Here is a 20546-nt window from a genome sequence, read left to right on the forward strand (position 1 = left end):
CTCCCTCATTTCATAACTGAAACTTTACCGGCCGCATTCCGCTGTACTTGCATGTCATGGACCGAAATATAACCTAACTGCTTGACTAACTTCTGCTGAACAGCGGTTGATAAAATGTAATCAATAAATTTTTTGGTTAACTGATTGGGGTGCTTCCCCGTATATAAATGTTCGTAGGACCAGATGTACCAGCGATTATTCCGCACATTTTTTTCGGTTGGCCGAATACCATCAACATTGACGGTCTGGACTGAGTTGTCTAAGTAAGAAAAAGCCACATAACTAATTGCGCCAGGTGTACTAGCAACAATTGACCGAGCTAATCCTGACGAATCTTGTTCTTGGGAATCAACACTCTGATTACCCTTTAAGGCGTATCGCTCAAATGTCTTCCGGGTTCCGGAGCCTTGAGCACGGTTAATTAACGTAATCGGTAAATTACGTCCACCAACTTCACGCCAATTCGTGACCTTGCCAGTAAAAATCTGAATGAGTTGCTGCTGCGTCAAATTGGTAATGCCCGCCTTTTTATTAACGATGGGGGCAATACCGACGACGGCTACCCGGTGATCAATTAACTTGCTCGCTGTAATGCCAGACTGTTCTTCGGCAAAAATATCAGAATTACCGATTGCCACGGCCCCCGCCTGAATTTGACTGAGTCCCGTTCCAGAGCCACCACCCTGCACATTGATAAACACACCGGTATGGTTGCTGCTGTATTGTTCACCGGCTGCTTCAACCAGTGGCTGTAAGGCCGTTGATCCAACCGCGGTAATTGATTCACTGGCACTAGTTTGATCGCGATGTGTGTACCCTAATCCAACTAGTCCAATGATCGCGATTAACACGATTAATTGGATGACCCGACTTTTTCTCATAACTATATACCTCCTACCCATTGCTCATATTCAATAATACAAAGTTTGTGTAAATGCTTTATATGAGTTTTGTAAAGATTGTGTAAACGTCGATATATTTTTAATTATTACCGGCTTTTAGCCCCCAATATGAAAGGAAAATTAAAAAAGTGTACAAAAAAAACGATTTTCAAGGTTTACATTTACCTTAAAAATCGTTATCAATTCGTCTGGCTTAATTACGACACATTCAATTCTCAACTAATGACATCTTTTGACTCAGCAATGCAACTCATACCGTCACCACGTCATCATTTGATAGACCACCAGTTACAATCAGAACTGTCCGTATGCTTAACGCCTTACTACTGCTCGGAAGCACTCGCAGCTAGTGGCAATGTAACTGTCATAGTTGTCCCAACGCCCCGTTGACTGACAACGTCGATTGTTCCGTGCATTGCGTTGACCAATTCTTGAACAATCGCTAATCCGAGTCCAGTCCCACTCACAAGTTGCTGTGAACGTGACGGACTCGCCCGATAGAAGCGTTCAAAAATACGCTGTTGATCATCGGCACTGATACCAATGCCCGTATCTTTAACTATCAGCGACCACGTTTGATGACTGACCATGGTGGCAATCGTCACGCTACCATGAGGTCGATTATACTTGATTGCATTCGTTAACAGATTTTTGATGATCTGACTCAACTTCTGTGAATCGCTCGTTATCATTAGATCAGCATCGACTTGGTTATTGATCGTTAAGTGCTGACGTTCGATTGCCTGCTGAACTACAGCCAGTTCCTGTTCGATCAATGGTCGAACAGCAAGCGGAACTAAGGTTAACATCGTCGTATTCTGAGCACGAATTCGCGATAGCGACAGAACATCCTGAATGAGATCAATCAACCGTTGACTTTCATCCGCAATAATATGCAAGAATTGGTCAAGCGTGTCCGGATCATCCTTGGCACCACTTAACAACGTTTCAGTGAAACCGGAAATGGCTGTAATCGGCGTCTTCAACTCGTGGCTAGCGTTGCTGACAAAATCATCCTGCATTTGTTCAATCATATAGACTTCAGTGATATCATACAACATCAGGACAATTTGAAATTGTGAACGATTGCCTTGGATATAAACGGTTGAAGCCTCGACAACCTGCGTGTTAGGTGCTGGAGTCAACGTAATCGTTGCCCGTTGATTTTTGCCACTAGTAATCGTATCTTCAATCAATTTAGTCAACGCGTACAGCTGAATATCCTTGGTATAAATGTGGGCCACCGTATTAACCGAGACTTGCAATAGTTCACTCATCGCCGGATTAGACAGTTGAACCTGTCGCCGGTGGTCAATGACCATCACTCCCACAGGCAAGTACCGCATAATCATCATTAACTCTTTTTCTTGCAGTTCCGCACGGCGCGTCTGACTTTTTTGATAACTCTCTAACTGGTTGACTGCTTGTGCTAGGCTGTATAAGGGGTCCGATTGTGGCAATAAGATATGTGGTGGAAATTGCTGGCTACTCATCTGACGAAGCTTAGCTTCCATACGGTCGATCGTGCGCTGCCGTTCACTTTGTTGCCGCCAAGCGATCAAGCCCTCGATTACTGCCAAAACCAGCCAAGCACCAACTAAACAACCGACTAGGCGCCAGGACCACTTAATTGGCGAAAAGTGCTGCAACACGACCAACACGATCAAAACCAGTAACACATTTTCCATGAGCAATAACCGTGTCGTCTGTTGCCAGCGATTATGCATGGCCGTCACCCACAAATTCGTAGCCAAAGCCCCGGACCGTCCTGATCAACCGTGGCTGCTTGGGATCTGCTTCAATCTTTTCACGTAAATGTGAGATGTGAATATCAACGATCCGCGTCTCACTAGCATAGTCGTAGCCCCAGACGTGATTTAAAATCGCATCACGACTGAGGACCCGGCCCTCTCGTTCAACAAAATACACGAGTAATTCAAATTCCTTTGGTGTCAAACTGATATTTTTCCCGTTGCGCGCGACCCGGTATTTGTTTTGATCAATCTGTAAATCACCAACAAGCATTACCGCACGATTAGCAGGCGGCATGGGTGCCGGTGGTGTCACGGGCTCGTCCGGCGTTGTCCGCCGAATAACTGCTTTGATCCGAGCGAGCACTTCGCGGGGTGAAAACGGCTTGGTTATATAATCGTCCGCACCTAATTCCAAGCCGAACACTTTATCAAACTCATCATTTTTAGCCGTCACAATAATAATAGGCGTCTGAACCTTTTCTTGTCGTAACTTTTTTGTTACTTCCATTCCATCGAGTTTCGGCAACATCAAATCTAATAAAATACATGTAAATGATTGGGCCAGGCCTAATGACAACGCGTCCGCACCATCCGTCGCCGTCACAACTTCGTACCCCGCCTGCTTCAAGTTATATGATAATAACGTGACGATAGCTGGTTCGTCGTCTACCACTAAAATCTTATCCATGGTCATTAATCCTCCTGATCAGTGAATAACACAATTCCTAACTCGTGTGGGGCGCCATTATAGATCGCCGTTTCGGTAATAATTAATTCCTGTTGCCGATTGCGCACTTTAAGGTGAACATACGTCGGACTTTTCAGTAGGGCCGCGTAAAATTCAGCTTCCGTATTAACTGGTTGCCGGTTACATTCCAAGATAATATCTCCTAAATCGAGATTTAATTTATCCGCGGGCGTGTGGGGGCGTAACCCAATCACCCGCACACCTTGTTCAGTATCAGAATATCGAAACTGTTGGTGTCGATCGTGATAACGGTGCTGTGCTAAGATTCCCCAAGTTAGCACAACGATTAATCCCATCAATGCTAGCAACCACTGCGGGCTGAGCACTGCAAAACGGGCAATGATTGCAACCAAAACACTCGCGAGTGTTACCCAACCATAGCGGGCCGCTAACTGCCGCCATGCAATTTGTGGCAGCTGCTTATAAACGCGAACACTCGTCCCAACTAATAAAGGCAACAATAAAATGCTGAAGGAGCGCTCGCCAACCATAAACACAGGCCACCAACTGATAGTTGCGTGTAACCAATCACCGGGGACCAGTACTCCAACTGGTAAGACCAACAATTGTTGCCACTGGTAACGAACAAGTCGCTTTCCACGTTGGTCGGGCTGTAGTTGCGGTGAACGGCCCTCATAATCATAGTGTCGTAACAAGACCGCCGTAGCCGCCAGCACGATGGCTAATAACAATAGTCCGTTCACCACCAAATTGCCACTCATACTGGTCATGGCAACACCGTGCCGTTGTAAAGCGCCCCCCACCGTCGTTAATTCCGGGCTCATAATCCAATAAACTAACCAGCTGAGGCCAAAAGCGGTCACTGGTACCAGTGCACCAGGAATAATGATCAAGCTAATGGCCGCCACTACTTCGTATATAACCACCCAGATGGGGGCCACCACTAATCCCAATGCCAAGCTAATAATTGTCATTAGAACTCCTAGTAAACAGCCATCCACTAAAAAGTGGTGGACTTCAACTAATTGTGGGTTGATAGCACTCTGAAAATGCTGCCGTTCACTCTTCACCCGCCGTTTAGCGGTTAAATAACTACGCAGCAATCCTAACCAAACTAGCGGTTGTAAAAGAAACAATTCAAAAATCTTTAATACCTGCATGTGCGTGACCCCTAACGTTAAACTCTGAAGTTAGTATAGCATTTTTGCCCAAGGAGACCAACGCCGTTTCAATTCCGTCAGTCCTGCTATTACCGCTTTAATATCTCTATATTATAAGACTAGTAGCCAAAAAAATACTAAGACGACCTGCGCAATGATAGGTCACCTTAGTATTTGTGCAATCTATTGCGGATTACGTTGGGCTAATTTCCATTGTAAGTAAGCATCCATAAACGGATCAAGATCACCATCCATGACAGCCTGCCCATCATGTGATTCATAATTAGTCCGGTGATCCTTGACCATCGTATACGGATGAAAAACGTAAGAGCGAATTTGTGAGCCCCACCCAATGTCCATTTGCTCACCTTGGATGGCCGCCCGTTCCTTAGCCTTCTTCTCTTCTTCACGTTCGTACAACTTCGCTCGTAACATGTTCAATGCTGTTTGTCGGTTCTGTAATTGTGACCGTTGTGCTTGACTGGCAACAACGATTCCCGTTGGCACGTGGGTAATCCGAACCGCTGAAGAAGTCTTGTTGACATGTTGTCCACCGGCCCCACTGGCTCGATAAACGTCAATCTTCAAATCTTCAGGTCGAATATCAACATCCACGGTATCATCTAACTCAGGCATCACATCAACACTCGCAAAAGATGTGTGGCGCCGACCAGCCGCATCGAACGGCGAAATCCGAACAAGACGATGAACCCCTTTTTCTGACCGCAAATAACCATAAGCATTGTGCCCGCTAATTAATAAAGTCACACTCTTAATGCCTGCCTCATCACCAGCTTGGTAGTCAACAGTCTCGACCTTGAAATTGTGACTCGCAGCCCAGCGCGTGTACATTCTTAGTAGCATCGCACCCCAATCTTGGGATTCGGTCCCACCAGCTCCGGGATGGATTTCTAAAATAGCGTTATTGCGGTCGTACGGACCGTCCAAAAGTAAGTTGAGTCGGTACTGTTGTAAATCATGTTCAGCGTGCTGAAAGTCCGTTTCAAACTCAGCCTGCATCTCAGCATCGGGTTCCTCACTCAGTAACTCATAAGCGACTGCCAAGTCACCGACTTCATCAGCTAATTGCTTAAACGTATCATACTTTCCTTTCAACACGTTATTCTCATCGATGACTTTCTGGGCGGCAGCCTGGTCGTCCCAAAAACCGGGTTCGGCCATTCGAGCTTCATTTTCTTGAATGCTTTCGTTCAAAGCATCTAAGTCAAAGCGACCCCCTAAAGTCGTCGACAGCACTTTGCATTTCTTCAATCAGGTGTTTATATTCACTTAATTCCACAAAGGACCCTTCTTTCAACTTATTTATTAATTATTTAATATCTAGTTTAACTGTAAAACGAGCCTAAGACCTTAGTCTTAGACTCGCTAGCACTAACGTTAAATTTTAACGCTGAATATTTTGGCGAATTTCAGACTTCATGAAGAGTCGCGTCGTATCATAATCAATATCCGCGACCATTTCTTCAAACATCTGGTAACCGTCTCGTTGATATTCAACTAACGGATTCAATTGACCATAGCCCCGTAAACCGATCGATTGCCGTAATTGATCCATCGCATCAATGTGATCCGTCCAATGAGAATCGACCACTCGCAGAATAACGACTTTTTCAAATTCTAGCATCTGACCCGCATCGTAAAGCTGTTTAGCCTTGTCCGCATAAATCTTATCGACCCGGTCCATCAAGTAAGCTTCAACCTCTGCTGGCGACTTACCTTTCAAGTCAGCCACACTAATTGAATCTTCCTTCACCATAGCAGCTTGGGCAAAGTCAACAACTGCATCTAAATCCCAGTCCTTGGCATCGCCTTGCATGTGTAACTGAACGGTCCGTTCAACGGTCCGCTTGATCATTGGCATGATAACGGGCTTTAAAGATTTTTCTTCCATAATGACTTGTTGCCGCTCGCCGTAAATCACTTCACGTTGAGCCCGCATAACATCATCATATTGTAGAACGTTCTTCCGGGAGTCATAGTTGTTCCCTTCAACCCGTTTTTGAGCGGACTCAACCTGTCGAGTAATCATCCGTGATTGAATAACCGCATCATCATCTTCAACATTCATCCGTTGCAGGAAGTTCTTGATTCGTTCTGAACCGAACCGTAGCATCAAATCGTCTTCAAGTGAAAGGTAGAATTGTGACATACCAGGATCACCTTGACGACCAGCACGGCCCCGCAATTGGTTATCGATCCGGCGGGACTCATGACGTTCAGTCCCAATAACGGCGAGCCCCCCGACTTCTTTGACACCAGGTCCCAACTTGATATCGGTCCCCCGACCAGCCATGTTGGTGGCAATGGTAACCGCACCACGTTGACCGGCGTTTGCAACAATGTCAGCTTCCTTCGCATGGTTCTTGGCGTTCAAGACCACGTGCGGAATGTTTTCCTCATCCAAGCGATGCGACAAGTATTCTGACGTTTCCACGGCAACGGTCCCAATTAACATTGGTTGGCCCTTTTCATGGAGTTGTTTGATTTCTTTAACGACCGCGTTGAATTTGCTTTGTAACGTTGGGTAAAGCAAATCTGAACGGTCATCACGAATCATCGGGCGGTTTGTTGGAATCGTAATAACTTCCATGTTATAGATTTCGCGGAATTCTTCTTGTTCCGTCTTGGCCGTCCCAGTCATCCCAGATAACTTTTTGTACATCCGGAATAAGTTTTGGTACGTGATATTCGCCATCGTCTTGGTTTCTTCTTGAATCTCAACGTGTTCCTTAGCTTCAATTGCTTGGTGTAACCCGTCTGAGAAGCGCCGACCATCCATGATCCGCCCCGTAAAGGAATCAACGATCAACGCCTGACCGTCTGAAATCACGTAGTCTTTATCTTTCAACATGATGTAGTTCGCACGCAAAGCTTCATCCAAGTAATGGTTCAACGCCGTATTATCAGTATCGTAAAGGTTTTCCAAGCCAAAGTATTTTTCAGCCTTCCGAATCCCTTCGTCTAATAATGCGACCGTCTTAGATTCCAAGTCAACCTTGTAATCTTCATCCTTCGTCAACGTCTTAGCAAAACGGTCAGCCCGCTTATACATTCCCGTTGTACCTTCTGATTGACCAGAAATGATCAACGGTGTCCGGGCTTCATCAATTAAGATTGAGTCAACTTCATCAATGATGGCAAAATTAAGTGGTCGTTGCACCATGTCTTCACGGTAGACCACCATGTTATCACGTAAGTAATCGAACCCAATTTCACCGTTCGTCGAATAAGTAATATCGGCGTTATAAGCGGCACGTTTTTCTTCAGGCGACTTTTCAGCCCCGTTGATTCCGACACTCATCCCTAACCAGTTATACAGTTCACCCATTTCAGTCGCATCACGCGCTGATAAGTATTCATTAACTGTTACAACGTGAACACCCTTACCAGAGATGGCATTCAAATAAACTGGCATAGTGGCCGTTAAGGTCTTCCCTTCACCAGTCTTCATTTCAGCAATGTCACCTTGATGCAAAACGATTCCACCGAGGATTTGAACGTGGAATGGGTATAAACCAAGTACCCGCTTCGCACCTTCACGCGCCGTTGCAAATGCTTCGGGCAGCAAATCGTCGAGCGATTCGCCCTCCTTGTACCGTTCACGAAATTCTGGGGTCTTCGCTTGCAAGTCAGCATCACTTAACTTGCCGTATTCGTCGGCATAAGCTTCAACTTTATTAGCAATCTTATCCAGACGCCGAATAGTCCGCTTGTCGCTTTCAACCCAGCGTTTTAAAATGTTGGCCATTTACGTATCCTCTCCAAATAATTAATCTTAATTTTAATTTCAATTGTCCATTTCAAAATAAAATACCATCTGTCATTTTACCATTATTTACTAGCAATGAAAACCACAGGCCCCTATGTAACCGATACCGTCGACCGTTTTATTTACATCCTTAACTAAATATTAGTCTTTAACCACAGCCCAACAATCACTGACCCGTGTTCTTTAATTCTATCAATATTTGCTTAACTGTCTTGAGTCGCTGGCAAAAACGTGCCGTGAGTCGAACTTCAGCTTACTAACGCGGGCTAAGTCACTCTCATGATCACAATATGTTATACGGGCGTTCCGGGATAAAAATAAAGAACTGGTCAACTGACCAGTCCTCATAAGTTGCGCTTTTAAAATTAGTGATTGTCGTCGGTTTCAATCAAACCGTAACGACCATCGTTACGCCGATAGACGATGTTAATTGCGTCCGTTTCCGCGTCTTCGTAGATAAAGAAGTCATGGCCGAGCATATCCATTTGCAGAATCGCTTCTTCATTATCCATTGGCTTTAAAGCCACTCGCTTCGTACGTACAACGTCTAACTTATCGTCCTGATCATTGTCGGCAGCGGCAACTGTTTCATCAGTCGCTGCAAAATCAATCGCTTTATAACCCTTTTCACGGGATTTGCGGTTAACCTTAGTTTTATACTTGCGGATTTGGCGTTCCAACTTGTCAGTAACCAAATCAACACTAGCATACATATCAGGAGAAGTTTCTTCTGCCCGGAGAACTAAATAGGGAAGTGGAATGGTGACTTCGACTTTAGCCGTCTTGTCTGGGTGAACTTTTAAGTTGACATGGGCAATTGAGTCAACATTATTGTCAAAGTACTTCTGTAACTTACCCACCCGTTTTTGAACGTAGTCCCGAATTGCTTGGGTCACTTCGATATTTTCACCGCGAATATTAAAATTTAGCATAGATCTTCTCTCCCTTCACACACATTGCTGTGTACCCAAAGTAATTAAAGGACCACTCTTTAATTACTTTGCTTAAATTCATTATAATAGAAAGCGCTATAATAAACAATCCAAATACCACTTTCCCTCGAAATTAACGTGCTAGTGTTAGCCCCGTCACGCTCTTGGCACCGTTTTCCAAAAGTAGCGTTGCCGCGTGGCGCATCGTTCGGCCGGTAGTATAGATGTCATCTACTAATAATACCCGCCTGCCGGCCAAAATCGTATTAGGAGCCATCTTGAATGGTTGTGGTGTTCTCAACCGCGCTTGCCGGTCTTTCTTAGATTGTGGCACTGACTTCGCTGTTGCCTGGGTCATTAACCCGGGCGCGAGGGGTGCGGCTAACCAGCCGGCAACTTGATTAAAGCCCCGTGTTTGCAATGTTGTGGGCGTGACAGGTACCACTAAGCATATCTCAGCACACCGTTGTACCACTGCTTGTTGCATGATCTTCGCAAAAACTTGGCGTAATTGATAATCACCCTGAAATTTATAGCGTTGAAAATAATCATGCATCGCATCATTATATTCGAACAACGCCTCGTTATGAAAGGGACCGATTTCAGGCCACCGCTGACAATCTGTACACGGTTGTGGTCGTTTTTGAGCACGTCCACATTTGGAACATGCCGTTGCCCGATCGATGCGTACAAATTGCCGCCAACAAACCGAGCAGACGACCGGCCGCATAACCGGCTGCCAACTAAGAATCCAGGGCAACGTAAACTTAGTCGTGATAATGTTGTGACACAGTAGGCATGCTAGCACGTAATTGTCGCCCCTTTCGATTGATCACCCGAATCTGGCGCTGAGCGCGTTTGATATTGCGGCTATGACTGTGACAAATAAACCAGACGAGGCCAGTCGGACGCTCACTGCTGCGTCCGACCCGTCCTGCAATCTGGACGAGGGCAGCCGTAGAAAACACTTCGTCGTCCGCACCAAGCACAATCACATCGATTCCCGGAAACGTCACCCCTCGTTCCAATATCGTCGTCGTAACTAAGTATTGAAACTGCTGGTTCCGCATTTGTTGAACCTTAGTCAGTCGCCCAGGATCGGCTGAGTACACCGTCTCTCCGGTCATATGGGGAAAATAGTGTTGGAGTACCGCAAACACTGGCGCTAATTGTTGGATGCGCGGGACAAATAGTAAAAAGCGCTGGTGCTGTTGTTGATACTGTTGGAGTTGCCAGATAAGGTCTCGTGGTAATTTTCCTTGTTGCAAGAGCCGAGCCCAATTTGGCTGTAGCTTAACCTTAATTGCCGGTAATAAATGTTGGTGAAACCGCAATGGTAAATAACTGATTGCAAGCTCACCACGATGAACTTGGGACAACAAACTTTGGCTGGGCGTCGCGGTCAAATAAAGAATGGCCCCCTCCACCTTAGCTGCCTGATTCACTGCAAACGCCAAACGGGGATTGGCAGCAAACGGAAACGCGTCAACTTCATCAATGATCAATACGTCAAACGCCTGACGAAAACGTAGCAATTGATGCGTCGTACAAATCGTCAGCTGCGTATACTGATAGGGAGCGGGATTGCGGCCATGTAGCACAGCAATTTGAACATCAGCAAAGGCCGCCTGGAGCCGGGGTGCTAACTCTAAGCAAACATCGACTCGTGGTGAAGCAATGGCGACCCGCCACTGATGCGCTAACGCCCACGCAATACCTGGAAACAGCATTTCAGTTTTTCCAGCTCCCGTCACCGCCCATAATAATTGCCGTTTATGCGCCATGAAGTTAGCTTTGATTGATTGCGCGCAGTCCGCTTGCTGGGGCGTTAGGGTTCCTTGCCACGTGCAAACCGGGACCGTTGCAAAAGCATTCGGTTCTGGCATATGATAGAGTTTAACTAGTGTACTCACTCGACCTAAATTTAAACATTGATAACAGTAATATTGCTGATTGGGTAATTGGGCTCGCAGTCGGTCCAAGTGACTGCCGCAACGCTGACAGATAATTTGATGTTCATCAACCTGCATGGCTGGCAGTATCTGCGTGCCAGCAGGTACTGCGGCAGCCTCATTTGCAGATAATGCGAGCTGACGACCGTATAAGACTTGTGCTTCCATTGTGCGCACCTCCTTAGTTATCAAGTACGCCATTTAACGATTTATTCACGAAAGGAACCGATTAATTTGACTAAACCCTACTACACCATCACCCAAGACACGGTATTTGAACAAACCATCAAAAAGTCTCGCTTCATCGCTCATCTATACCGCATCAGTGACGAAGTAGATGCTCAAGCTAAGATTGCCGCTGTTCGAGCAGATAATCCTAAGGCCAACCACAACTGTTTCGCCTACATGCTTGGTGATGATGATCATATTCAGCGGATGAGTGATGACGGTGAACCAGTCGGAACTGCGGGCTCACCAATCTTAGAAGTGCTCAAGACCAACGAGCTACACGACGTGCTTGCGGTCGTGACCCGTTATTTTGGTGGTATCAAGCTTGGCGCCGGTGGACTGATCCGAGCTTATAATGGCACCCCCGCGCAAGCAATTGAAGTCAGTGGTAAGGTTCAACGAATCTTACAAACCCGCATCGCCATCACGCTCGACTATCGTAACGTCGATGCTTTAACCTACTATTTACAACAAAATAAGCTAACGACCCTGAATACCGACTACGGTGTTCAAGTCACACAAATCATCGCAGTCACTCAATCCGAAATTGCAACGATTCAGCAGGACATCACTAACCTCTTGAGCGGTCAAGTTACCTTTTCGGAGCAAGGTGAACAATTTACAGAAATTCCGGTCACTACGCCTGGCAACTAGATTGCTGGTTATATATAATTGGGAGCCTCACAAACTTTGATTGGCAGTCAAAATCGAAACAGCCAACTCGTCTTAACAATAACACCCAGCACTTGAGCCGATGATTTGTTTTTTCATTGTTAAAGTCCGCGTTGCACTAATTTCGGCCCATAAAAAAAGTCGAGCTATCGCTCGACTTTTTGTCTGTTATTTATTTTAAATTAGTGATTGCACCAGATTGGCCACGATCAACCTTCATCGAAGTCAATGGAATATATCCTAATTTCTCAACTAAACTACCTTGAACGGCTTTAGAAGTCATGTAAGTTAAGAAGTTCTTCAACTCCCCAGTTGGTTGCCCCTTAGTATACATGTGTTCATAAGCCCAAATCTTCCACTTGTTCGTCGCTACGTTAGCTTCGGTTGGTTTGACGTTATCAATAGAAAGCGCCTGAACGTCACTCTTAACGTATGAGAATGCTAAGTAACTGATGGCACCAGGCGTGGTGCTAACAATTTTTTGAACGGTCCCATTCGAATCTTGTTCTTGGCTAGTTGCGACCTTCGCGTTGTCTAATCCCCATTTTTCAAACGTCGCCCGGGTCCCACTACCTTGAGCACGGTTAACGACGGTAATCTTTTCGTCCTTACCGCCAACATCTTTCCAGTTAGTGATCTTGCCTTGGAAAATCTTGATAAGTTGTTCTTTTGAAATATTAGTGACACCGGCATCCTTATTAATAACGGGTGCCATCCCCACAACAGCCACTTTATGGTCAACTAACCCTTTGGCGTCTAACCCCTTTTGTTCCTGTGCAAATAAATCAGAGTTCCCAATATTGACTGAACCCTTCGCCACCTGACTTAAGCCTGCTCCTGAACCACCACCCTGAACGTTAATGGTCACGTTAGCATGTTCGTTCTGGTAAGCCTGTCCAGCCTGTTCCACTAATGGTTGTAAAGCGGTTGAACCAGTTGCAACGATCTTAGTAGTCTTGGAACTACCACTACTGCTACTAGTACTCTTCGTACTTGTGGCTGAGCTACTGCCGCAACCAGCTAGTAAAATGGTCATCGTTACTGCCAATGCGCCGAGTGTCAGTGCTTTTTTCATAATTGAAACTCCCCTTCTTCAATTGACTATCAAAATTAAGCAACCAACCCGGCAACCATCATAGCAAAACTGGGTAGGAGTGCTACGACTAGTGATGGAGCAACATCACCGTCCGACGGTTACACGTAATTGATTGCTTCGGAACATGCTTAATATTACTAATCGTTTGTAAATTGTGAATGACGATTGTGTAAATTGCTTGTATAGTTTTGGTAAAGTTAAGATTGATGAACCAACTGATGACCAACTAAAAACAGGCATCACCGCTAATCACACGGTAGATGCCTGTAACACTTTAATAATTTTCAATGATTTATTTGGTTTTTAATGATTACTCTTGGAGGTCAAACGCGCGACGGTCCGTTTGATCCAATCCAGTAGCGGTTGCCGATTGTCACCAGCTAATCCGATTGCTTCAACGAATAACTCTAGCCCAAATAATAAACCAATCGTCAATAACACAGAACCCCAAATAGATGAGATCGGATAGAGCAATGAAATAAATGAGAAAATAAGTGCAATCCCATAAATTACCATCACAGTCTGTCGATGGGTCAATCCTAATTGCATCAAGCGGTGGTGCAAATGATGCTTATCCGCTTGCGAAATGGGCTTCTTATTCAGGATCCGTCGAATCATCGCATAAACCGTATCCGTAATTGGCACTCCCAGGATCATAACCGGAATACCAACTGAGATTAAGGTGACATTTTTCAATCCAAATAATGAGAACACAGCCGTCATAAAGCCGATAAACAACGAACCGGTATCACCGAGATAAATTCTAGCTGGAAAGAAATTATACGGAAGAAAGCCAATCATCGCCGCAACTAAAGTAAAAATCAACAACGAAACGAACATATTAGCATTCAAGAAGAACAACCCGATGATCCCCATGGTACTCAACGAAATAATCGAAACACCGGTAGCTAGCCCATCCAGTCCATCAATTAAGTTCACCGCGTTCGTGATAGCCAGTATCCACAGTAAAGTCACCGGTAAACTCAGCCACTGAAAGTGAATCAGCCCCAGCAACGGGAACGTGAAAGTCGTCATTCGGATACCACCAATAAAGTAGACCTCCAAAGCGGCTAACGTAATCCCTAACATTTTTTGCCGTGGTTTTAGCTCATAAATATCATCGATAACACCAGTCGCAATAATGATCAGCTCACCACCGAGTAGTGCGAAAAAAATGCGACTGGGAAACTGGTGCATGAGATACAACACAGTCGTCCCAACGGTGTAAGAGATAAAAATAGCCAAGCCTCCCATTGTCGGCATTGGAATTTTATTGACCCGTCGTACATTTGGTTTATCCACAGCACCAATTTTAAATGCAAGTTTCCGCACAAACGGCGTCAAGATCGCAGAAAGTATCATGGTCGCCACTAGGCTTACTAGGATTTCAAATCTGATCATTTGTGCGTAACTCCCTTCTCACTCTATTACGATAATTATACAAATCCCAGTGACGCTTGACAACTCGCTTCACTAAAACTTAGTAAAGGCAACACAATTCGTTCACATTTGCCGGTCACTGGGCTGATTAAGTATCTAAATTATAACCTTAGTTACTCATATTATGACACAAAAATAAAAACCCGGTAGCTATACCGGGTTTCAATACTAAGTCACTATTCTTTTAAATGGTAATTATAAGTTGAAACAATAATATTTTCACGAGAATTTAATACCGCTCGTAATCGGAGACTCGTTTGATTATGCAAAATATTCTGCCATGGTTTCTTCGGCACGAATTGTGGGACAAGAACCGTTGTCGAGAAGTTGCGTTCCGCTGCTCGTTTAGCAATCACATCGCAGAATCGTAACGTCGGTGTTGCAATCGACCGATACGACGAATGGATGTCCACGAAACGGACGTCTGGGAAGGTCTCTTTGAACTCTGCCGCCGTCTTGTGTTCCTTTTCGGGGTTCTCATCAAAGGACACGTGCATCGCAATGACGTAATCTCCGATGGATCGCGCGTAGTTGACTGCTTGAGCAGTTACCCGCGTCACATTCGAGACGAGGACGATCACCGTTGCACCGTCATAATCATGAATCGCCGCTTTTTCCTTGGCAACCACGCGTAACTGGGCCGCAACCCGGTTATAGTGCACGTGGATTCGGTAGAACATGTACAGTAAGAGTGGCATAACGATTAAGTATGGCCAAACATTGCCGAAATGTAGCAAGAATAGGAAAATCACTAGGAGAATTGAAATCAACGCCCCAAGTAAGTTTACCGCCGCCTTCATCCACCACCATTGCCCCCGTTCGCGGAACCAATGAATAATCATACCAGATTGCGACAAAGTAAATGGGACAAAGACCCCCACCGCATAAAGTGGAATCAAAAGCGTCGTCTTCCCATGAAAGATAAAGATCAACGCAATTGCCCCGACCGCCAATGAGATAATCCCATTGGAGTAGCCCAAGCGATCCCCACGATCCATGTAAGCATGTGGTAGAAATTTATCTTTAGCCAAGTTATAAGCTAAAATTGGAAAGGCTGAAAAACCAGTATTTGCCGCAACGGCCAGAATTAACGCCGTCGATAATTGTAACAAGTAGTAGAATAAGCCGTGACCAAAGACCGCCGTAGCAATTTGTGACAAGACGGTATTGTCTACTTGTGGCTTAACGCCTAAGTAATAACTTAAATAAGTAATACCACCAAAGAAGACGGCCAAGACTAATGACATGATTGCTAGCGTGTTCGCCGCATTCTTGCGTTTCGGTCGTTTGAAGTTTGGCACCGCATTACTGATTGCTTCCACCCCAGTCAGCGAGGACGAGCCGGAAGAAAAGGCCCGTAAGAACAGCACCAGGGTCATCCCTTGAACCGGTGCTCCAACTGCTGCGGAGGCGTGATAAGTTAAGTTACCACTCGCAATATTCATAACGCCCCATAGAATCATGCCGATAATCATAATAATGAAAAAATAAACGGGGAACGTTAAGAATGATGCGGATTCGCGCATTCCACGCAAATTTAACGCCATGATGGCGATGACAATCAGTACGGCAATCAATACTTGATAATTAGCTAGCGCCGGAATCGCCGACGTGATTGCTTCAGTACCAGAAGTGACGGAAACCGCTACGGTCAGCATATAATCAACCAGCAGTGATCCCCCGGCAACTAATCCGGCTGGCCGCCCCCAGTTCGTACTTGCCACCACGTAGGCGCCACCGCCAGATGGATAAGCCCGAATAATTTGTCGGTACGACATCGTAATAGCAAACAACAGCACTAACACAAGCGCCGCCACGTACAATTGATACATCAACGCGGCCGCTGAAAGTGTAATCAAAACGGTCGTAATCTGTTCAGTACCGTAAGCCACCGATGATAGCGCATCTGACGATAGCAGCGCCAGTGCCTTGAACTTGGTGAGTGCTTGCCCACCCTCGTCCATGGTTTTTAACGGTTTCCCAATAACTAACCGCTTTAAATAACGCCACATGATAATAACTCCTTTATTCCAAAATAATTATCCCAAAGTAAACTGAGTCAAAGTAGATTCTACTACTTTACCCTGCCAAATACTACCAGTTAAATGTGGGTGCTTCACCGCACCCACATTTTGCGTTAACGACTAATCCTACCGCTCTAATATGGATAAATCAATACCTTTATTCTAGTCGATTCACACCCTAACAGCACTAAAAAAGCACTTACTCAGCCGAGTAAGTGCTTAATGTTACGATTTGTTTACATCATACCGCCCATACCTGGGTTTGGTGCGGCTGGTGCAGCTGGTGCATTTTCTTCAGGTTTTTCAGCGACAACGGCTTCAGTCGTTAAGAGAAGGGCTGAAACAGAAGCGGCATTTTGTAAAGCAGAACGCGTTACCTTAGTTGGGTCCACGATACCAGCTTTGATCATGTCAACCCATTCATCAGTTGCGGCGTTGAAACCAACACCTGGCTTTTGTTCCTTCATTTTTTCAACGATAACAGAGCCTTCCAAACCAGCATTTTCAGCGATTTGGCGAACTGGTTCTTCCAAAGCACGTTTAACAATGTTGATCCCAGTTTGAACGTCACCAGTTTCCTTCAATGCAGCAACATCTTTGATAACGTTAATCAAAGCAGTACCACCACCAGCAACAAAGCCTTCTTCAACGGCGGCCCGAGTTGCGTTCAAAGCATCTTCAATCCGGTATTTACGTTCCTTCAATTCAGTTTCAGTAGCGGCACCGACACGAACAACGGCAACCCCACCAGCTAATTTAGCTAAACGTTCTTGTAACTTTTCTTTGTCAAAGTCAGAAGTTGTTTCACCGATTTGGTTACGGATAAATTCAACCCGTTCTGAGATAGCATCCTTGGAACCAGCGCCTTCAACAATGGTGGTGTTATCCTTAGTAACCGTAACTTTGTTGGCTTGACCTAATTGATCGATGGTCGTGTCCTTCAATTCAAGGCCAAGGTCGTCAGTGATAACCGTCCCGCCAGTTAAGATAGCGATATCTTGTAATTGTTCCTTACGCCGATCACCAAAACCGGGTGCCTTAACGGCGACAACGTTAAACGTCCCACGCATCTTGTTCAAGACTAAGGTTGGTAAAGCTTCACCAGAAATGTCATCAGCAATGATCAACAATGGCTTGCCTTGTTCAACGATGGATTGTAATAGTGGTAAGATATCTTGAATGTTTGAAATCTTCTTATCAGTAATTAAGATATATGGATTGTCAAGATCCGCTTCCATCTTATCATTATCAGTAACCATGTATTGTGATAAGTAGCCGCGGTCGAATTGCATCCCTTCAACAACGTCTAAGCTAGTATCAACACCACGTGATTCTTCAATCGTGATAACACCGTCATGACCAACTTTTTCCATGGCTTCGGCAATCAATTTACCAGTTTCTTCACTTGCTGAAGATACAGAAGCGATTTGCGCAATATCTTCTTGCGTCTTAACTTCGTGTGCCATAGCGTGTAATGAGTCAACCGCCGTCTTAGTAGCTTCTTCAATCCCACGACGAATGCCAACAGGGTTAGCACCGGCCGTAACGTTCTTCATACCTTCATTAACGATTGATTGTGTTAAGACCGTTGCAGTAGTCGTCCCATCACCAGCGATGTCATTAGTCTTTGAAGCAACTTCAGAAACTAACTTAGCACCCATGTTTTCGAAATGATCGTCTAATTCGATCGCCTTAGCAATCGTTACACCATCATTAGTAATTGTTGGTGAACCATATGATTGTTCCAAAACAACGTTGCGACCCTTAGGACCTAACGTTGACTTAACTGTGTCAGCTAATTGATCGACACCTTTTAGCATCGCTGAACGTGCATCTTCAGAGAACTTTAATTCTTTAGCCATTATCTCTATTCACCTCATGAATTTAATTTATTTTAAGTTGCGCAATTTAAATGGATTAGTCTTCGATTGCAACGATATCTTTTTCGTGCAATACCAAATACTTAGCACCTTGATACTTGACTTCGGTACCGGCATACTTATCGAATAATACTTGATCGCCGACCTTCACGCTGGGGTCAACTTTTGTCCCGTTATCTAAAACACGACCGTCATTGACGGCAACAACCTTACCGCTTTGGGGCTTTTCCTTAGCGTTATTGGCAATGACAATACCGCCAATTGTTTGTTCTTCTTCTTCTTGTTGTTGCAAGATAACGCGATCTCCTAATGGTTTTAACACGTGAATCCCTCCATTTATTCTTTTTTAGCACTCCTCAACCTCAAGTGCTAATTACATTGTCAACTATATCATTTTAATTCAAGATTGCAAGTGATTTGTCAATTATTAGTCAAAGAATGTCAAATCGACTATAATGAATACTATTGAAGTATCAATAAATCTTAAATCAAACTTTTAAAAGGACGTGACTTGATGGTTAATCGCCGCCAATCAATCTTTATTCTTATCATCTACTTTATTATTTACGCACTACCGAGCGTCCTTGTGACTGCTTTCCATCAGCTAGGGGCCCAAGTATTCGTGATTCAAACGGTCGACTACTTAGTCGGTGCAATCCTACTCATCTGGTTGGCGAGTCGCATGCGGACAAAAAACGTTGTTGAAAAACAACCAAGTAACTGGTTCATGACGTTCATCTGGGGATTGATCGGTCTTGTCCTAGTCATCATTGGTCAAGTCATCATTTTAAAAATGACGGCTTTACTGGGACAGTCAACAGCGTCAACCAACACGACCACCCTCTTAACTGTTGGGCAACAATATCCCGCTTTCTTCTTAGCCATCATTGTCGGTGCCCCGATTATGGAAGAAATCGTCTTCCGCAAAGTTATCTTTGGCAATCTAAGTGCGGTTACTGGTCAGATTGGGGCGGCCTTGATTTCTAGTGTGTTATTTAGCTTTGCACATGCGGATGGTCACTTTATCCTCTATGCCTTTATCGGGTTATTATTCTGCTGGTTATACCAGCACACCGGTCGGATTCAAACATCGATGACGGCTCACATCCTGATGAACGCATCGGTCGTGTTACCCACGTTATTAGGCTTATTGCACTAGTATCATTACTAGGTAGCGCTAACCTAGCGTTTCAACGTTAATTTTCACCGAATATTTATACGTTACAATCAATGATTCGTGATCTAAGTATGTTAAAAAAGCTTCCCTGAATAATTCAGAGAAGCCTTTTTATAGCCATTTAATTTCAAAGATAAAGCGAGTTATTAATCTTCAGTCTCATTTTCATCGTCATTACCATTGTCACCTAATTGCTGACCGTAATGTTCAATGAAGTAGATCAATGTTTGTAATTCGTTGGTCAAATCAACGTTCTGAACCCGTACTGTCTCAGGAACGGAGATTCGTAACGGCGTAAAGTTCATGATTCCTTTGACGTTTGCATCAACCAAGTCATCGGTAATTTTCTGAACAACCGTGGTTGGCACCGTTAAGATAGCAATCTCAATCTGTTGTTCGATCAATTGCTTTTTGAGCTCCGTCATTGGGTACACTGGAACCCCACTTTGGACTGTATTGGCAATCGCCTCGTTGACATCAAATGCTGCTGAAATGCGGACATTACTGTTTTTGTGAAAATTAAAGTTCAGTAGGGCGTGGCCCAAATTACCGACCCCAATTAAAGCAACATTCGTTAAGGTGTCTTGATTTAAAATCTTTTTGAAAAATGCAAGTAACGTTTCAACATCGTATCCATACCCTCGTTTGCCGAGCGCCCCAAAATACGAGAAATCTCGCCGAATCGTTGCTGAATCTACTTTAACCGCCTCGGACAACTCGGTCGATGAGACCCGCTTCTTATCTGCATCTAGCAAGATATTTAAATAGCGGTAATAAATCGGTAACCGTTTTGCCGTTGCCCGTGGAATTTTTGTTTCTGCCATTCGGAC

Annotated in this window: 17 protein-coding genes; 2 read left to right on the top strand and 15 right to left on the bottom strand. The window is 44.7% G+C overall.

The features are described 5' to 3' along the window. Positions 1-5 precede the first annotated feature (5 nt). From ACWQAU_RS07180 to ACWQAU_RS07220, 9 genes are all read right to left on the bottom strand, one after another. Entirely contained in the window at positions 6-881 is an 876-nt protein-coding gene (locus ACWQAU_RS07180; RefSeq protein ID WP_003643954.1) for a phosphate ABC transporter substrate-binding protein PstS family protein, read from the bottom strand. A 344-nt stretch (positions 882-1225) separates the two neighbouring features. Then, positions 1226-2629: a two-component system histidine kinase PnpS gene (gene pnpS / locus ACWQAU_RS07185; RefSeq protein ID WP_003643953.1), complete on the bottom strand. Its 1404-nt coding sequence runs from the start codon at positions 2627-2629 to the stop codon at positions 1226-1228. Beyond that, positions 2622-3350: a response regulator transcription factor gene (locus ACWQAU_RS07190; protein WP_003640997.1), complete on the bottom strand. Its 729-nt coding sequence runs from the start codon at positions 3348-3350 to the stop codon at positions 2622-2624. Before ACWQAU_RS07190 ends, pnpS begins: the two co-directional genes overlap by 8 nt. Beyond that, positions 3350-4525: a membrane protein gene (locus tag ACWQAU_RS07195; protein WP_003640996.1), complete on the bottom strand. Its 1176-nt coding sequence runs from the start codon at positions 4523-4525 to the stop codon at positions 3350-3352. The genes ACWQAU_RS07190 and ACWQAU_RS07195 overlap by 1 nt, the downstream gene beginning before the upstream one ends. A 183-nt stretch (positions 4526-4708) precedes the next feature. Next, positions 4709-5825, bottom strand: a protein-coding gene (gene prfB, locus ACWQAU_RS07200; protein ID WP_096641376.1) for a peptide chain release factor 2 whose coding sequence is annotated in 2 segments (ribosomal slippage) — positions 4709-5752 and positions 5754-5825 — 1116 coding nt in all. Because the reading frame shifts where the segments join, the coding sequence is not laid out codon by codon here. A gap of 105 nt (positions 5826-5930) precedes the next feature. Next, on the bottom strand, positions 5931-8294 hold the full coding sequence (gene secA / locus ACWQAU_RS07205; protein ID WP_003643952.1) for a preprotein translocase subunit SecA: 2364 nt from the start codon (positions 8292-8294) through the stop codon (positions 5931-5933). 386 nt (positions 8295-8680) lie between these two features. Next, positions 8681-9247, bottom strand: a complete 567-nt coding sequence (gene hpf, locus ACWQAU_RS07210; RefSeq protein ID WP_003637821.1) for a ribosome hibernation-promoting factor, HPF/YfiA family — start codon at positions 9245-9247, stop codon at positions 8681-8683. A gap of 133 nt (positions 9248-9380) precedes the next feature. After that, a complete protein-coding gene (locus ACWQAU_RS07215; protein ID WP_003643951.1) occupies positions 9381-10055 on the bottom strand; it encodes a ComF family protein in 675 nt (224 codons plus the stop codon). Beyond that, the gene (locus tag ACWQAU_RS07220; RefSeq protein WP_003643950.1) at positions 10015-11367 is read right to left on the bottom strand and encodes an ATP-dependent helicase ComFA; all 1353 of its coding nucleotides are present in this window, start codon (positions 11365-11367) and stop codon (positions 10015-10017) included. Before ACWQAU_RS07220 ends, ACWQAU_RS07215 begins: the two co-directional genes overlap by 41 nt. 66 nt (positions 11368-11433) lie before the next feature. On the opposite strand from ACWQAU_RS07220, the gene ACWQAU_RS07225 reads away from it, so the two are divergent. Beyond that, positions 11434-12081 carry a YigZ family protein gene (locus tag ACWQAU_RS07225; RefSeq protein WP_003640991.1) on the top strand — a complete coding sequence of 216 codons (648 nt, stop codon included), beginning with the start codon at positions 11434-11436 and terminating at the stop codon, positions 12079-12081. A gap of 190 nt (positions 12082-12271) precedes the next feature. Here the strand turns inward: ACWQAU_RS07225 and ACWQAU_RS07230 are convergent, their stop codons facing one another. The 5 genes from ACWQAU_RS07230 to groES form a co-directional block, all read right to left on the bottom strand. Then, positions 12272-13174: a phosphate ABC transporter substrate-binding protein gene (locus ACWQAU_RS07230; protein WP_003643949.1), complete on the bottom strand. Its 903-nt coding sequence runs from the start codon at positions 13172-13174 to the stop codon at positions 12272-12274. Positions 13175-13498: 324 nt separating this feature from the next. Next, positions 13499-14596 (bottom strand): glycosyltransferase family 4 protein, encoded by a 1098-nt coding sequence (locus ACWQAU_RS07235; RefSeq protein WP_003640988.1) that lies wholly within the window; start codon positions 14594-14596, stop codon positions 13499-13501. A 215-nt stretch (positions 14597-14811) separates the two neighbouring features. After that, positions 14812-16647: an APC family permease gene (locus tag ACWQAU_RS07240; RefSeq protein ID WP_003640987.1), complete on the bottom strand. Its 1836-nt coding sequence runs from the start codon at positions 16645-16647 to the stop codon at positions 14812-14814. A 248-nt stretch (positions 16648-16895) separates the two neighbouring features. Next, positions 16896-18521 carry a chaperonin GroEL gene (gene groL / locus ACWQAU_RS07245; protein WP_003640986.1) on the bottom strand — a complete coding sequence of 542 codons (1626 nt, stop codon included), beginning with the start codon at positions 18519-18521 and terminating at the stop codon, positions 16896-16898. Positions 18522-18576: 55 nt separating this feature from the next. After that, on the bottom strand, positions 18577-18861 hold the full coding sequence (groES, locus tag ACWQAU_RS07250; protein ID WP_003640985.1) for a co-chaperone GroES: 285 nt from the start codon (positions 18859-18861) through the stop codon (positions 18577-18579). A gap of 192 nt (positions 18862-19053) precedes the next feature. On the opposite strand from groES, the gene ACWQAU_RS07255 reads away from it, so the two are divergent. Beyond that, a complete protein-coding gene (locus ACWQAU_RS07255) occupies positions 19054-19698 on the top strand; it encodes a CPBP family intramembrane glutamic endopeptidase (RefSeq protein ID WP_011101144.1) in 645 nt (214 codons plus the stop codon). Between the two features lie 164 nt (positions 19699-19862). Here ACWQAU_RS07255 and ACWQAU_RS07260 read toward each other — a convergent pair whose 3' ends face one another. Then, complete coding sequence (locus ACWQAU_RS07260) at positions 19863-20540, bottom strand: redox-sensing transcriptional repressor Rex (protein ID WP_003640983.1); 678 nt, start codon at positions 20538-20540, stop codon at positions 19863-19865. Positions 20541-20546 lie beyond the last annotated feature (6 nt).

This window comes from Lactiplantibacillus sp. 3062, from assembly GCF_055413545.1.

Excerpts from the sequence above, each read along its gene's own strand:
- ACWQAU_RS07190 (WP_003640997.1), bottom strand. The coding sequence starts at position 3,350 with ATGACCATGGATAAGATTTTAGTGGTAGACGACGAACCAGCTATCGTC.
- ACWQAU_RS07220 (WP_003643950.1), bottom strand. The coding sequence starts at position 11,367 with ATGGAAGCACAAGTCTTATACGGTCGTCAGCTCGCATTATCTGCAAAT.
- ACWQAU_RS07240 (WP_003640987.1), bottom strand. The coding sequence starts at position 16,647 with ATGTGGCGTTATTTAAAGCGGTTAGTTATTGGGAAACCGTTAAAAACC.
- secA (WP_003643952.1), bottom strand. The coding sequence starts at position 8,294 with ATGGCCAACATTTTAAAACGCTGGGTTGAAAGCGACAAGCGGACTATT.
- pnpS (WP_003643953.1), bottom strand. The coding sequence starts at position 2,629 with ATGCATAATCGCTGGCAACAGACGACACGGTTATTGCTCATGGAAAAT.
- ACWQAU_RS07230 (WP_003643949.1), bottom strand. The coding sequence starts at position 13,174 with ATGAAAAAAGCACTGACACTCGGCGCATTGGCAGTAACGATGACCATT.
- ACWQAU_RS07255 (WP_011101144.1), top strand. The coding sequence starts at position 19,054 with ATGGTTAATCGCCGCCAATCAATCTTTATTCTTATCATCTACTTTATT.
- ACWQAU_RS07180 (WP_003643954.1), bottom strand. The coding sequence starts at position 881 with ATGAGAAAAAGTCGGGTCATCCAATTAATCGTGTTAATCGCGATCATT.
- ACWQAU_RS07260 (WP_003640983.1), bottom strand. The coding sequence starts at position 20,540 with ATGGCAGAAACAAAAATTCCACGGGCAACGGCAAAACGGTTACCGATT.
- hpf (WP_003637821.1), bottom strand. The coding sequence starts at position 9,247 with ATGCTAAATTTTAATATTCGCGGTGAAAATATCGAAGTGACCCAAGCA.
- ACWQAU_RS07235 (WP_003640988.1), bottom strand. The coding sequence starts at position 14,596 with ATGATCAGATTTGAAATCCTAGTAAGCCTAGTGGCGACCATGATACTT.
- ACWQAU_RS07195 (WP_003640996.1), bottom strand. The coding sequence starts at position 4,525 with ATGCAGGTATTAAAGATTTTTGAATTGTTTCTTTTACAACCGCTAGTT.
- groL (WP_003640986.1), bottom strand. The coding sequence starts at position 18,521 with ATGGCTAAAGAATTAAAGTTCTCTGAAGATGCACGTTCAGCGATGCTA.